Origin of the sequence: Candidatus Amarolinea dominans (genome assembly GCF_016704685.1) — a bacterium.
GTDB classification, from domain to species: Bacteria; Chloroflexota; Anaerolineae; order SSC4; family Amarolineaceae; genus Amarolinea; species Amarolinea dominans.
This window is the reverse complement of the sequence record NZ_JADIZS010000013.1, coordinates 77864-92259: the sequence shown is the minus strand read 5'-3', so window position 1 is coordinate 92259 and position 14396 is coordinate 77864. Positions and strand designations below refer to the sequence as shown.

The 14396-nt window shown below is 63.4% G+C and carries 10 protein-coding genes; 9 read left to right on the top strand and 1 reads right to left on the bottom strand.

The genetic code is table 11. The annotated features are described in order from the left end of the window. The first annotated feature begins 58 nt into the window (after window positions 1–58). From IPF85_RS09695 to IPF85_RS09685, 3 genes are read left to right on the top strand one after another with little or no spacing between them, the layout of a single operon-like run. On the top strand, window positions 59–1204 hold the full coding sequence (locus IPF85_RS09695) for a hypothetical protein (RefSeq protein WP_343407880.1): 1146 nt from the start codon (window positions 59–61) through the stop codon (window positions 1202–1204). Beyond that, window positions 1198–2847 (top strand): interleukin-like EMT inducer domain-containing protein, encoded by a 1650-nt coding sequence (locus IPF85_RS09690; RefSeq protein WP_343407879.1) that lies wholly within the window; start codon window positions 1198–1200, stop codon window positions 2845–2847. The genes IPF85_RS09695 and IPF85_RS09690 overlap by 7 nt, the downstream gene beginning before the upstream one ends. Window positions 2848–2864: 17 nt before the next feature. Further along, on the top strand, window positions 2865–3884 hold the full coding sequence (locus IPF85_RS09685) for a Gfo/Idh/MocA family oxidoreductase (RefSeq protein ID WP_343407878.1): 1020 nt from the start codon (window positions 2865–2867) through the stop codon (window positions 3882–3884). Between the two features lie 107 nt (window positions 3885–3991). Here IPF85_RS09685 and IPF85_RS09680 read toward each other — a convergent pair whose 3' ends face one another. Continuing rightward, window positions 3992–4333, bottom strand: a complete 342-nt coding sequence (locus tag IPF85_RS09680) for a LysM domain-containing protein (RefSeq protein ID WP_343407877.1) — start codon at window positions 4331–4333, stop codon at window positions 3992–3994. Window positions 4334–4558: 225 nt separating this feature from the next. Between IPF85_RS09680 and IPF85_RS09675 the strand changes: the two genes are divergently transcribed. The 6 genes from IPF85_RS09675 (at window position 4559) to IPF85_RS09650 (ending at window position 14318) form a co-directional block, all read left to right on the top strand. Then, window positions 4559–7783 (top strand): two-component regulator propeller domain-containing protein, encoded by a 3225-nt coding sequence (locus IPF85_RS09675; protein ID WP_343407876.1) that lies wholly within the window; start codon window positions 4559–4561, stop codon window positions 7781–7783. Between the two features lie 24 nt (window positions 7784–7807). Then, the gene (locus IPF85_RS09670; RefSeq protein ID WP_343407875.1) at window positions 7808–9244 is read left to right on the top strand and encodes a bifunctional UDP-sugar hydrolase/5'-nucleotidase; all 1437 of its coding nucleotides are present in this window, start codon (window positions 7808–7810) and stop codon (window positions 9242–9244) included. 154 nt (window positions 9245–9398) lie between these two features. Then, window positions 9399–10730, top strand: a complete 1332-nt coding sequence (locus IPF85_RS09665; RefSeq protein ID WP_343407874.1) for an AAA family ATPase — start codon at window positions 9399–9401, stop codon at window positions 10728–10730. Between the two features lie 76 nt (window positions 10731–10806). Then, window positions 10807–11898 carry a DegT/DnrJ/EryC1/StrS family aminotransferase gene (locus tag IPF85_RS09660; protein WP_343407873.1) on the top strand — a complete coding sequence of 364 codons (1092 nt, stop codon included), beginning with the start codon at window positions 10807–10809 and terminating at the stop codon, window positions 11896–11898. Between the two features lie 90 nt (window positions 11899–11988). Continuing rightward, entirely contained in the window at window positions 11989–13071 is a 1083-nt protein-coding gene (locus IPF85_RS09655) for a glycosyltransferase family 2 protein (protein ID WP_343407872.1), read from the top strand. Further along, the gene (locus tag IPF85_RS09650; protein WP_343407871.1) at window positions 13068–14318 is read left to right on the top strand and encodes a glycosyltransferase; all 1251 of its coding nucleotides are present in this window, start codon (window positions 13068–13070) and stop codon (window positions 14316–14318) included. Before IPF85_RS09655 ends, IPF85_RS09650 begins: the two co-directional genes overlap by 4 nt. The last annotated feature ends 78 nt before the right edge of the window (window positions 14319–14396 follow it).

Here is a 14396-nt window from a genome sequence, read left to right as displayed (position 1 = left end):
AGAAACCGGGCTTCTGCGAGAAACCGGGTTTCGATCTCATCATCGGCGCCATCCTCACTTGGTCGCGCTCGCCGGCTTCCTGCTGCTGAGCCTGCTGCTGACCTGGCCGCTGATTCTGCACGGCACGACCCATGTCCCCGGCGACGGCATTGATGACCCCGCGCTGGCCTGGAACCTATGGTGGGTCAAGTTTGCCGCGGTGGATCGCCAGCTCAATCTGTTCGACTGCCGCTGGATGTTCTATCCGATCGGCATCAACCTGGCGTTCTACACGCTGACGGTGCTCAATGGCTTGCTCTCCGTTCCACTGCAAACGGCCGCCTCCGTCATCGTTGCCAACAACGCCCTGATCCTCGCGTCCTTCGTGCTCAGCGGCTACGGCGCCTTCTTGCTGGCGCGCACGGTGCTGCGTCGCCCGCAGGCCGATTTCTGGCCGGCGTTCGGCGCGGGGATCGTCTACGCCTTCGCCTCCAGCAAGCTCTTCTACGCCGCGCTCGGTCAGGCCAACATCGCCAGTTCGCAGTGGATTCCCTTCTGCGCCCTCTACCTGGTGCGCCTGGGGCGGGCGGTCACGCTGCGCCAGGCGCTGCGCGAGGGTGCGCTGGCCGGCCTTTTCCTGGCCCTGCAACTTTGGGCGGAGATGACCTTTGCCAGTTTCCTCTTCATCCTGGTCGGGCTGTTCAGCATCCGTTGGTTGATTACCGCGCTGATCTCCCCGCGGCGCGCCGGGCTGACGCCGCGGCTGCTTGGCCTGGCGGCAATGGCCGTGGTAGTCGCCCTGGCCGCGCTGCCCCTGCTGGCCGCCATGCTGCCCGATCTGCAGGCCGAGGGCGATTTCTTCAGCCGCGGAGGTGGCTTTGCCGACCTCTTCTCGGCCGATCTGGCCGGCTTTGCCCAGCCGACGCAGTTGCACCCGCTGCTGGGCGCCGCGGCACGGGCGGCGCCATTCCCGCACGACAAAGGGCAGCATCTCTACCCCGGTTTTTCTGTGCTGGCGCTGGCGCTGCTGGGCGCCTGGGCGGGGCGCGGTCGGGGTGACGGCCGCTTCTGGACGCTGGCCGCGCTCGCCTTCTTCCTGCTGGCGCTCGGCCCCACCCTGCGCATCGCCGGCCAGGATACCGGCATTCCTGGCCCCTTTGCCTGCTGGCGCGGCTGCCCTTCTTCAACGGCAACCGCTACCCCAGCCGCTTCAGTGTCATGCTGATGCTCAGCCTGGCCGTGCTGGCGGCCGAGGGGCTGGCCGTGTTGGCTGGGCACAGCAGGGAGATTTTTCGTAAGCGGTCGGCGCAGGCCGACCTTGCGGCGGAACGCCCTTGCGCCCCGAATTCATTCGGCGGGCGCCCGTTTTCCGCGCCGGCCGGCAGCGCACTCGCCGCGGTCAGCCTGCTGCTGATTCTGTTCGAACATCTCTCCGTGCCATTGCCGTTGAACAACCTGGCCCAAGTCCCGGCTGTTTACCAGGATGTGGCAGCCACGCCTGGCGATTTCACGCTGCTGGAACTGCCACTGGGCTGGCGCAACGGCGCACGCGTCCTGGGCAAACAAGACCCGCTCATCATGCAGCAGCAGTGGTACCAGACCCTGCATCACAAACGGCTGCTGGGCGGCAATACCTCGCGCAATCCGACTCTCAAGTTTCAATACTTCAGCCAGGCGCCTGTGCTCAGTACCCTGCTGGCGCTGACCAACGCGGCCGACCAGCCCCCGCATGAGCGCCTGCGCAGCCTGCTGGCCGATCCGACTGCCTGGCAGCAACTGCTGGAGCACGATCGCCGCGCCGCGCCCGCTGTGCTGCGCCAGTTCGACATTCGCCTCATCACGATCCACGAGGCCGCTGCGCCGCCCAATCTCGTTACTTATGTCGAGTCGGTGCTGCCGGTGCGCCTGCTGACCGTGCGTGAGGGCATCCGCCTTTACGCGGTGACGGACATCGCGGCGCCATCACCGACCGACGTAGATTTGACCGCTGCCGCGGGCACGCTCTACCTGGGCGAAGGCTGGAACGGCTGGCTGCAGCCGCCGGTTCTCGGCGGGGTCTGGCATGGCGAGACGCCGGACGCGGTGTGGGCCGAGCGGACGCAAAGCCGGCTGCTGCTGCCGCTGGCGGAGACCGGGGCGCGCCTGACCCTGGAAGCCAAAGCGGCCGGGCCAGGGCAGACCCTGCGCGTGCGCGTCAACGGCTGGCGCTCGCCCGTGCAGGCGCTGGCGCCCACCTGGCAAATGGTGACGGTCGAGATTCCTGCCCGGGCCGTGAGTGCGGGCCTGAATGATGTCATTCTGGAATTTGGCAAACTCTACCCACTACCGTTAGAATCAGATGAAACATGGGCGATTGGCGCAACCGGCCAGCGCGCGCCCGTCCCGATTTTTGTCGAGAGCGCCGGCGAAGAGAGCGGCGATTTCGCTCATATCTGGGTCAATGGCCGCGATGTCGTCACCACGCCCGCTGAGCCGGGCTATGTCGTGGCGGTCATCGAACCGCTGCAGGGCGCGCTGGAAGCTGTGCGTCGCTTCGACACCCTGGCCGACCCGACCGCGTCGAGCGCGCTGGCTGCTTTTATCCAGGGACTGCCGGCCGGTCGCATCGTGGCCGTGGCTGCGGCCGACGAAGCCTCGCTGGCGTTGGGCGCGGACGCGGTGGCCGCGTTACGCGACATCGGCGCCGCGGGCGATTTGATGGGCCATTTTCGCTGGGGCCACGCGATCATTGGCGTCGCAGGCGCGGCGCCGGGCCAGGCGCTCGAGGCGCTGGGCGCCCTGCAGCCGGTTGGTGCGGCGGTTGGCGGCGCCTGGCGCAGCCCTCAGGTGGCCGCGGCCGTGCGGCGCGTGGGGTGGCTGGCGCCTTGAATTCAACAAGGGAGCGCATGGACGAATCAACGGTACGAATTGCTTTGGTTGGCTGCGGCTATTGGGGGCCGAACCTGGCGCGTAACTTGAGCCAGGTCAACGGTGGGCGCCTGATGGTATGCACCGATACCGATGCGCAGGCGTTGGCGCGCATGGAACGGCAGTATCCGCAGGTTGAGATGACGACCGACAGCGCCGCGGTCCTGCAGCGATCAGACATAGACGCGGTGGTGTTGGCGACGCCCGCGCGCACCCATGCAGGTTTGGCCCTGGAGGCGCTGGCGGCCGGCAAGCATGTCTTTGTGGAAAAACCCCTGGCGCTGAGCGTGGCCGACGCCGAGCAGATGGTGGCTGCCGCGCAGGCCGGCAGCCGTGTCTTGATGGTGGGGCACGTGTTCGAATATCACCCGGCGCTGCGCCATATCAAACAGCTATTAGACAAAGGTGAGCTTGGTGATTTATACTACCTGTACAGCACGCGGGTAAACCTGGGGCGAGTCCAGGCAGACATCAACGCGCTGTGGAGCATCGCCCCGCACGACATTGCAATCATGCTGCACCTGGTGGGCGGTCTGCCCCTGCGCGTCAGCGCGCACGGCCAGGCGTTTCTCAGCGGCAGTGTGGAAGATGTGGTGTTCGTCAACCTTGAATTTGCCGGCGGTGTGATCGGGCACATTCACGCCAGTTGGCTTGACCCCAGCAAAACGCGGCAGTTGACGGTGGTGGGCAGCCGGCGCATGGTGGTGTATGACGATGTCGCGTCCGAAGGCAAGGTAAAAATATACGACAAAGGCGTCTACCGCAAGAACGAGCCGGGCTACGGCGAGTTTCAGGTCAAGGTACACTCAGGCGACATCACCATTCCGCGCCTGGACATGACCGAGCCTTTACAGTTGGAATGTCAACACTACGTGGATTGCATCCGGGAGGGACGAACGCCGCTGACAGACGGCGTCAACGGCTTGCAGGTGGTGAGGGTGCTGGCAGCGGCCCAGGCATCGTTAGCGGCCGGCGGCCTGAGCGTCGCCGTGGCATGAACAGATGATCATGCGTCCACCGCCGCCCGAACCCCTCGAATGCCCGGTAAACGCGACAGCCACCGATTTCAATCGGTAGCTGTCAGCGGTGGCTGTCTGCCGCGCTCCTAACCGTCATTCTGGGGTCTTGTCGTCGGCAGAATGGGGGGAAGCGCAGGCAGGGGTTGCAGGGTCGGCGTCGGAGTCGCCTTGGCGCCCGGGAGCGGAATCTTGAGCCGGGTGTTGGTTTGCAGTTTGGTGGAGACCGATATTCTGTTGTATTTCGCAATGGCCTTTGCCGTGATGCCGTATTTCGAAGCGATGGAGGTCAGGGTTTCACCTTTGTGTACCACGTGAGTGATCACCCGATCCTCCCGGGCTGACGCTTGTGCAGCCGGAGCATAAGCCACGACGACGAACAACAATCCAACGACCAGGATCAATCGTACGATGAACTTTGACTTAACCATTTTGTGGCCTCTTCCTCAAATCGAATCTAGGTATTGTTGTAGTTCGACGTCATGAATGACGTTAGGGCTTTTTTGTTCTGAACAATTGTCACTCTTTTGTTATACCAAGTGCAATAGGCATCAAGTACGCATTTTGCCTTGATTTGCTGTATTACCTGTTGTCATCACCCCGTTTTGACTCGTGACCGCCATCGAAGTCCCGTCTAGCCAGTGTCAGGAGGCATTATGTTGCGCCAACCACATGCGCTCATCCTTGTTTGCGTCGTGATCCTCGTTATGGCCGCGGTGCCTGTGCTGCCGGCTGCATCACAGACCACCTATATCCCATGGCGCACCTTCACCACCGACGATGGCTTGGCTACCAATGAGGTCTATGCCCTCTTTCAGGACAAAACCGGCGACATGTGGCTGGCAACCGCTGCCGGCGTCAACCGTTTCAATGGCCGCTGGCGCACCTACACCATCGCCAGTGGCCTGATCTCCAACCGGGTGCGGGCCATCACACAGAGCCGCGATATGCGCTCGATCTGGATTGCCACCCTGGATGGCGTCAGTCGCTTGACAACCGCCAGCGACGGCACGGAATCGTGGCAATCGTTCGATGCAGCCAGCGGCCTCTTGAACAACTCCGTCCGCGCCGTCATGGAAGCGCAAGATGGCTCACTGTGGTTTGGCACGGCTGATGGGATTTCGGTCTTGACCATTCAAGCCGACAACTCCATCAGTTGGGCGCAGGTCACCGCCGACGACGGCTTGGCGCCTGGTCAGGTCACTGCGCTGCTGCAAGACACGAATGGCGCCATCTGGGCGGGGACTACGGCCGGGGTGGCACGCTTCGATGGACAACGTTGGAGCGACGTGATCCCAAGCGAGGGCTTGGCCCTGGCGCGCATCAATGCGATTCTGCAGGACCGTGCCGGTGACATCTGGTTCGCCACGGAAGGCGGCGGCGTCATGCAATTGTCTCAGGCAGAAGGCAGTTGGCGGCACTACACGGCGGCGGACGGCCTGCCGGACAACAACGTCTGGTCTATCTGGCAGGACGTGCAGGGCGACTATTGGTTTGGCGCCAACTTTGGCGGCGTAGCGCACTTTGTCCCGACCAACCCGGAAGACGAACAATGGTCGCTCTTCACGGTCTCGAACAGTGGCCTGATTGCCAATTCGGTGCGTGCCATCTGGGAAGACCCCACCAGCGGCAGTCTGTGGTTTGCCACCACCGCCGGTTTGAATCGCTACGATTGGCGCCAGTGGCACAGCAGTCTGCCGGGTGACACCGGCTCCCCCACCCGCGTATTTGCCCTGACCGAGGACGATGAGGGCCGTCTGTGGGCAGGCACCGACAGCAGCGGGCTGTTTGTCCGCGATGACGAGCGCTGGCTGTCGGTGGGCCTGAGCGACGACCCTGCCCAGCCGGCCGATTTCGTTTCGTCTCTGCGCTTCGATCACGAGGGGCGCATGTGGGTGGGTACCAATGGCAACGGGCTGTTCGTGCGCGAGGAAGATCAGTGGCGACCGATCACAGAGACGGCTATCTTCACCGGCGCCACCGTCATCGCCATCACAGAGCAAAAAGATGGCACCCTTTGGTTTGGGACCTTCGGCGGCCTGGTGCAGCGCCGCGCCGGCGCAGGTAGTGACGCTGACTTCTGGCGCATGTTCGGCGCCACAGACGGATTGCCTGGGCAACGCATTCAAGCCCTGCTTGTGGACAGCCATGACCGGCTCTGGGTGGGCACCGATAGCGGCATGGGAGTTTTCAACGGTAGCGGCTGGCGCACCTACTCCAAAGAAAACTCAGCACTGCCGGCCAACGACATCCGTTCCCTGGTGGAAACCAGCGATGGCAGCATTTGGGTCGGCACCTGGGCCAGCGGCATTGGCCGCCTGAATCCAGAAACGGAGCAATGGCAGGTCCTGACCGTGGCCGATGGTCTGGTCTCCAACGGCGTCGTGGCCCTGCTACGCGACCAGGACGACGCCATCTTGATCGGCACCGAGGGCGGCATCAGCCGCTTCGATGGCAGCACCTGGCAAAGCTACCAGGAGGCCGATGGCCTGGCCGGCGGCATCGTCACCACCATGTTTCAGGATCGCCAGGGCATCTACTGGCTGGCCACCGTGGGCGGCATGCGGCGCTACCAGCCGGAGGCGCGGCAGCCGTGGGTACGTGTGACGTCCATCAATTCCAGGATACTCAACGGCAGTCCGCTGCAACTGACGAGCGCCGACCAGGTGACGATTGACTTCAGCGGCGGCGATCAGGAAACGGTACAAACGGCACTGCTCTACCAGTACCGCTTGCTGCCCGTGGCTGAGGCCTGGCAAACGACGCGTAACCCGCGCGTGCGTTTTGGCGCGCTGACGCCTGGCGCGTATACCTTCGAGATTCGCGTACGCGACGAGGCCATGAACTATTCCCCGGTCACGCAAGCGGCGTTGACCGTGACGCGACCGCCGGCTGTCGTGGTGTTGCCCATCGTGGGCAGCGTCTCGCTCTCCAGTTTGGTTTTCGGCGTCCTGATGATGGCCATCGCCGTGGGCACGGGTAGCCTGGGGCTGACCGCCTGGTTGCGCGGGCGTCGTCGTCCACGGCAGGCGCTGCAGCGTAAGTTCAATCCCTATGTTTCCGGGGAACCGGTGCGCCGCGATGATCTCTTCTTCGGCCGTCACGAACAACTCAAGCGTATCCTGACCGTTCTGCATCGCAACAGCGTGATGATCCACGGCGAGCGGCGCATCGGCAAGACCAGCCTGCTGTTCCAACTGGCCGATCGCCTGCGCGAGGCGAGCGATCCTGACTGCGTGTTCGTCCCGGTGCTGGTTGATCTGGAGGGCACGCCCGAAACCGAGTTTTTCCATCGTTTGATGGAAGCCATCGTAGAAGTGCTGCCGGCGGATGAGAGGGCCAAACTGGAGCTGGCCTATCGTCCGTCAGCCACCGAATACACGGCCCGCGATATGCGCCGCGACCTGCGCCTGATCATCGCCCATCTGCAGGAGCAGGCGACGAAGACGGTGCGCCTGATTCTCCTGCTGGATGAGGTTGATGTGATGAATGATTACGATCAATTGACCCAGCAGCAGTTGCGACGCATCTTCATGGAGCAGTTTGCGCAGAACCTGGGAGCGGTGGTGGCCGGCGTGCGTATCAGCAAAGCCTGGGACCGGCTGGAAAGCCCCTGGTACAACCTGTTCAACGAAATCGAACTGATGCCCTTCGGCCGCGAGGATGCGCTGGCTCTGCTGCAGGAACCGGTCAAGGGTGTCTACCGGTGGGATCAGGACGCGCTGGAGTTCATTGTTGCCCATGCCAACGGCCGTCCCTATCGCATCCAGCAATATGGCCTGGAGTCAGTCAACCGCATGTTCGAAGGCAATCGCACGACCATCCAACTGGCCGATGTCGAAGGGGCGCATGAGGCCATTCAACGCATGGCGGAAACGTAAGACCGGGAGACCGTGATCGAGACCATGATACAGACATCCACATTGACCATTCTGCACACCAACGACATGCATGGCCGCGTGGCCGCGCTGTCCAGGATCGTCACCCTGGCTCGTCAAATTCGTCAGGAGGTGACCAGCCAGGGGAGCGCGTGCGTCCTGTGGGATGCCGGCGATGCCGAGGATACGATCCTGCTCGAAAGCAGCCTGACGCGGGGCGCGGCAGTCATGAGTTTACTGGCAGCAGCCGGCTACGAGCTTCAGGCGCTCGGCAATGCTTCGATCTTGCGCTATGGGCCGCGCATCCTGCCCGAACATCGCGCCCGCTTTGGCCGCCCGCTGCTGTGCGCCAACCTGGTGGAACGCAGCAGCGGCAACCTGCCGGCCGGACTGACGCCATACACCATCGTACCCTGCGGCGATGTGCGCATCGGCGTGATTGGTCTCAGTGCGCCGATCCCCGTCTACACCGTCTTCGACCTGGAGCCGCGGCAACCGCAGGATGTACTGCCCGATCTGATCGCGCAGGTCCGCGCGGCCGGCGCGCAAACCATCGTGCTCCTCTCCCATCTCGGCTCGAAGGCAGATCAACAGTTGGCCGAAACCATCCCCGGCCTTGATCTCATCATCGGCGCTCACGATCATGTGGCGCTCGATCCGCCGCTGCTGGTCAACGGCACGCTCATTGCCCAGGCCGGCGATTATGGCCGCTTCTTGGGCCGGCTCGACCTGGCCCTGGATCGTCACAGCGGCCGCATCGTCTCACATACGGGTCGCCTGCTCCCGATCTCCGATGCGCTGCCACCCGATCCCGACTTCGAGCAGGCCTGGCTGGCCGTGCAGGCCGAGGTCAAGGCGCAGGCGGCGCGACCGGTTGGCGAACTGCTGGCGCCGCTGGAGCTGGTGGACGATCGGGAGTGCAGCGCGGGCAATCTGCTGGCCGATGCCCTGCTCGCGCGGCTGCCAGATGTCGAACTGGCGCTGGCGCTGGCCGGTCAATGGACGCATGGTCTGCCGGCCGGCCAGGTGTCCTACGGTGGGTTGAACAGCGCCATGCGCCTGTCAACCAATCCAGGCCGCGTCATGTTGAGCGGCGACGAAATTCACCGCTGGCTGGCGAGCGCCGTACAGCCCGCAAACGCCGCTCGCAAGCTGCATGCCCTGCGCGATCGGGCCTGCGGACTGCCGCACGTGGCCGGCGCCCAGGTGTTCTACGATCCAGCGCAGCCCGATTCGCTCACCGTCAGCGTGGGCGGTGAGCCACTGGCACCCGATCGCCAGGTCGCGGTGGCAACGACCGACCTGGAATTCTCAGAGATGATTGGCTACGTGGTGATTGACGAGGCGCGCGTCGCCTTCGAGGTTCCGACGATCATGGCCGAGATGCTCGAGGATTACCTGGCGCTGCACTGGCCGCTGACGCCGCCCACCGGTCCGCGCATGATGGCGCAGGCGACGGCATGATTCGTTGTTTCGAGCTGGTCGGAAAAATTGCCCGCCGTTCGAGATTGATTATAATAGAAGCACGTGATGTCATTCAGACAGGTTGCCCTGCGCCGCCGACGCGGGCTTGCCTTCATGAGCGTTCATCATCGCAACGTCCAGGAAAGGCGCTACAGTGAGTAATCCGTATATCGTCGGTGGTTGGGTCAGCGGTGCGTTGCACTATGGCCGCCGTGGTTTGATCTCGCACCTGCTCGAGGGGCCGAACCACGCGCTGTGGGTGGTGGGCACCCGCCGTGTCGGCAAGACCTCGTTGCTACGCCAGATCGAAGCCTTGACCCTCACGCATCCACAGTACGTGCCGTTGTATGTGGATTTGCAGGGCATCAGCACTCGTGCAGAGTTCAATCAGGAGTTGCACTATGCCCTGGATGAAGTGGCCGCGCGCTTCGACGCCCAGGGTATTGACGCCGCTGCCCTGGCCCAGGAGGATGAGCTTGGCCTCCTGCGCACCCTGCGACGCCAACTGCTGGCCGTGGAGCGGACACTCCTGCTGCTCATTGACGAGGCTGAGGCCCTGATCAGCATTGGGCAGCCTGACCCGGCGCTCCTACAGCGCCTGCGCAAAATTTTCCTGGCCGGCAGCGGCATCCGTGTGATCATGGTGTCCACGAAAATTCTGCTGCAGCTCAACGAACAGGCGGCTGACTGGAACACGTCGCCGTTCCTGAACGGCTTTGCGCCGCGCAATTTAACCGCCCTCGATCCGGTGGCCGCCGCGATGTTGATCCGTCAATCACAATCGGCGGCGCCGGTGACCGCCAGCGAACAGGTCATTAATTGTATCCGTGACGAGGCCGGAGATCACCCCTTTCTCATGCAGATGATTTGCCAACGGCTGTGGCAAGAGGACAACAGCCTGCGCGAGCTGACGTCAGCCGATTTGATTGTGGATGACATGTTGGCCGGATTCTTCGAACATGACTACAAGTATTTGTCTGCTGGCGAGCGGCGCATTTTGCTGGCGGTTAGTCGGGCTGGCGTGCTGAGTGAAAACGCAGTGCGCGAGGCGACCGGCCTCTCGGAGTCGGAAACAGTAGGCTTTGTTTTCGGTCTGATCAAACTCGGCTATCTGCGCGTGGTCTACAACCAGTTGGCCGTGGGCAATCAGTTGCTCGACACCTGGATTCAACAGAACTTCGCGCGGCTGGAACAACAGATCAGCAGCGCGATCTCTGACAACAGCAGCCAACGCCTGCTGGAAGCCGGGCGTCGTGAGGAAATGCGTATGCTGCAGGATCAACTGGCGGTGCTGCGCAGTAACCTGGCAGAACTGGAGATGCAGCGCATTCAGTATGGGATCCAAGTGCCGTTGAGCCTCATCAACGGCATCAATCAGACAAAACGCGACATCGCCCGCCTGGAAGATCAATTGTCCAACCTGGCCGACGGCCTGGCCAGCCCGCATACCGCGTTCACGGCTGCGCCGAGCAGAAGTACCTATTAACAGTGCAATTGAGAAGAGCAGATACAAGAGAAAAATAAGATTCTATGGATCCGTGACACAGCAGGACGCCATTGCCATGGTGGACCTGAAAGCACAGTACAGTACAATCAAACCCGAAATTGATGCCGCCATTCAGCGGGTGGTCAGCAACACAAGTTTCATCATGGGGCCTGAGGTGACCGGTTTCGAACAAGCCTTCAGCCCTATGGCCGGCGCAAGCTACAGCGTAGGCGTGGCCTCCGGTACAGCGGCGCTGCACCTGGCCCTGCTGGCCTGCGGCATCGGCCGCGGGGATGAGGTCATCACGACCCCGTTCACCTTCTTCGCCACCGGTGAAGCCATTTCACAGACCGGCGCCACCCCGGTCTTTGTGGACGTGCAGCCCGACACCTACAACCTGGACCCGGAGCAGGTAGAGCGCGCCATCACCCCGCGCACGAAGGCGATCATGCCCGTCCATCTGTATGGGCAGGTGGCCGAGATGGATGAGATTCTCGCCATCGCCCGGCGCAGCAATCTGCGCGTGATCGAGGATGCCGCGCAGGCCCATGCCGCGGAGTACCGTGGACGCCGCGCCGGCAGCATGGGCGACCTGGCCTGCTTTAGTTTTTATCCGAGCAAAAACCTGGGTTGCTACGGCGATGGCGGTCTGGTCACCGGCAGCGATGAGACCCTCATCAAGCGCGTGCGCAAGCTGCGCGATCACGGGCGCATGAGCAAGTACGAGCACGATGAATTGGGTTGGGGCTATCGCCTGGACGCGCTGCAAGCCGCCATCCTGGGCGCCAAGCTGCCGCACCTGGAAGCCTGGACCGAGGCTCGGCGCAGTCACGCGGCCCACTACAACGAACTGCTCGCCGGCAGTGACATCGTCACACCGATTGCGCGTCCCTACAATCGCCATGTCTACCACTGCTACGTCGTACGCACACCGCGCCGCGATGAACTGGCGGCCCATTTGACCGAGGCCGGCATCGGCGCGGTCATTCATTACCCCCTGCCGCTGCACTTGCAGCCGGCCTACCGCGACCTGGGCTACCGCGCGGGCAGTCTGCCGGTCAGTGAAGCCTGCAGTCAGCAAGTCATCTCCCTGCCCATGTATCCCGAACTGACCGACGCGCAGATCGAACGGGTCACGATGACGGTGAGAGCGTTCGTTGGCGGGTGAACTGAGAGTCTGTGAAAATATCCCGACGGCAGTTCGGAGGTAGCGTCATGACCACAACCCGTAGTGGCTTCGGTGTTTGGAAACTACCACATGCAGTATGCCATTGAAGGGGTGTCACGCACCCCAGAGATATTTTCACAGACTCTGAGTCCAACGGTTTCGGTGCTGGTGCCGGCGCGCAATGAAGCCGAGAATATCCCGATCTTGCTGGCGAAGGTCGCCAAAGCCTTCGACGCGCTGGGGCTGGACGGTCGCGCCGAACTGGTGTTGATTGACGATGGCTCGACCGACGGCACAGGCGATGTGGCCGCCAGCCAGGCCATCGCCTATCCTTTCCTGCGCCTGATCCGTCATCGCCGCAACCTGGGTCTCACCGCCGCGCTGCGCAGTGGTTTTCGCGCAGTCACCGGCGACCTGATCATCTTCCTGCCGGCTGACCTGGAGTCGGACCCGGAGGAGGATATTCCCAAGCTGCTGCACAAATTGGCCGAAGGGTACGACGTGGTGGCCGGCTGGCGTCAGGGTCGCGCCGACGGCAAGACCTTCGCCTCTGGCATCTACAACACGGTCTCGCGGCGTCTGTTCAAGGTGCAGGCGCACGACATGAACTGGATCAAGGCCTTTCGCCGTGAGGTGCTGTTGACCCTGCCGCCCCTGCGCTCAGACTGGCACCGCTTCCTGCTCATGATCGCCGCCCAGCAGGGCTATCGCATCGGCGAGGTCGCCACCCACTGGTACCCGCGCCGCGCCGGGCGTTCCAAGTATGGCTTCAGCCGCATCCCCATCAGCCTGCTCGATGTCCTCGTGGTCAAATTTCTGCTCGCCTTCAGCCAGGCGCCCATGCGTTTCTTCGGCGGATTGGGCCTGGCCGCGCTGAGCTTGAGCGGGATCACGGCGGTTTATCTGCTCCTGCTTTATCTGCTGACGCAAACCCAGCAGCGCCCGATCTTCTGGGCCGCCGGCGGACTCGCCCTGGCCGGTCTGCTCCTGATCCTGGTCGGCTTCATTGCCGAGTTGATCGTCAGCCAGGCTGAGCAGATCAAAGAGATGGAGTGGCGTCTCGACACGTTCATGGCAGAGTCCGGTTACAGGCAGAAACCGGGTTTCTCCCCCGGCCAACCATCGAGCAGCGCCTCTGCAGCCGCGGCAGACCCGGCATCCACGTCACCATGAAGATCGGCGTTCTCACCCACAACTACCCGCGCTTTGCGGGCGACTTCAGCGGCTCGTTCGTCGAAGCCCTCTGTCGCGAGTACGTGCGCCAGGGCGCGGAAGTGACCGTGGTGGCGCCGTTCGATCCCGCGTATCGGCGCGCCGCGGCTGATCTGGGCGGCGTGCGGCTCCACACCTATCGCTACGTCTGGCCGGACTCCGCGCACCGCCTGGGCTACATGCGCACGATGCGGGCCGACCTGGCAATGAAAGGCGAAGCCTATCTGCTGGGCGCGCTGCTCTTCACACTGGGCAAGGCCGCGGTGGAGCGCTGGATCGCACAGGCGCAGCCGGACGTGCTGCACGCGCATTGGGTGCTGCCCAACGGCTATCTGGCCGCGGGCGCGGCAGCCCGCCGCGGCATCCCGCTGGTCGTCTCCATCCCCGGCTCGGACGCCCTGGTGGCCGGGCAAAATCCGCTCTTCAAGCGCATGGCGCGCCAGGCCTTTGCCACGGCCGGCCTGATCACCGCCAACAGCGCAGATCTGCGTGAGGTGGCGGTGCGCGACCTGGGCGCAGACCCGGCCAAATTCGAGCTGATCATCTACGGCGTTGACCCGCAGGCGCTGCGTCCCGATCCAGAAGCTGGCGCGGCCCTGCGTCAGCGCCTGGGCCTGGCGGCCGACAGTTTCGTTCTGCTGGGCGTGGGGCGCATGGTGCCCAAGAAAGGTTTCGATTCGATCATCCAGGCCATGCCGTTGTTCAGCGGCGCGCATGGCGATACGCCCTTGCCGCAGCGGGTTGACCTGGTGCTGGTGGGTGATGGCGACACGCGCGCCACGTGGGAAGCGCTGGCGCGTGCGCTGGGCGTCGAGGCCAATGTCCATTTTGTGGGCAGCGTGCCCTACGATCAGATGGGCGCATTCTACAATCTGGCCGACGTGTTCGTCATGCCGTCGGTGACACAACCGGTGGACGGGCTGAATGTCTGTGTGCTCGACGCCATGGCCTGCGCCAAGCCGATCGTCGCCACGGTGGTCGCCGGCAATCCCCTGGTGGTGACAGATGGCGAAAACGGCTTCCTGGTGCAAGAGCGCTCGCCCGGCAGCCTGGCCGCCGCCGTCACCCGCCTGGTGGAACAACCTGCCCTGCGCCTGGCCCTGGGCGCGCGCAGCCGCCAACGCATCGAGCAAGAGTTCGCGTGGCAACACCTGGCCCGCCGCTACCTGGCACACTTCGAGAGGCTAGTGGAAAACGCAAAACGCTGAATGAGGAATGCTCAGAGCTGTCCGCCAATAACAAGACCCGTCTTCGATACTCGAAAACGGGTCTTGCTCATTACTGAA

Coding starts and splice junctions, on each gene's coding strand:
- IPF85_RS09690 (WP_343407879.1), top strand. CDS start 1,198: ATGCTGATGCTCAGCCTGGCCGTGCTGGCGGCCGAGGGGCTGGCCGTG.
- IPF85_RS09685 (WP_343407878.1), top strand. CDS start 2,865: ATGGACGAATCAACGGTACGAATTGCTTTGGTTGGCTGCGGCTATTGG.
- IPF85_RS09680 (WP_343407877.1), bottom strand. CDS start 4,333: ATGGTTAAGTCAAAGTTCATCGTACGATTGATCCTGGTCGTTGGATTG.
- IPF85_RS09675 (WP_343407876.1), top strand. CDS start 4,559: ATGTTGCGCCAACCACATGCGCTCATCCTTGTTTGCGTCGTGATCCTC.
- IPF85_RS09670 (WP_343407875.1), top strand. CDS start 7,808: ATGATACAGACATCCACATTGACCATTCTGCACACCAACGACATGCAT.
- IPF85_RS09660 (WP_343407873.1), top strand. CDS start 10,807: ATGGTGGACCTGAAAGCACAGTACAGTACAATCAAACCCGAAATTGAT.
- IPF85_RS09655 (WP_343407872.1), top strand. CDS start 11,989: ATGCAGTATGCCATTGAAGGGGTGTCACGCACCCCAGAGATATTTTCA.
- IPF85_RS09650 (WP_343407871.1), top strand. CDS start 13,068: ATGAAGATCGGCGTTCTCACCCACAACTACCCGCGCTTTGCGGGCGAC.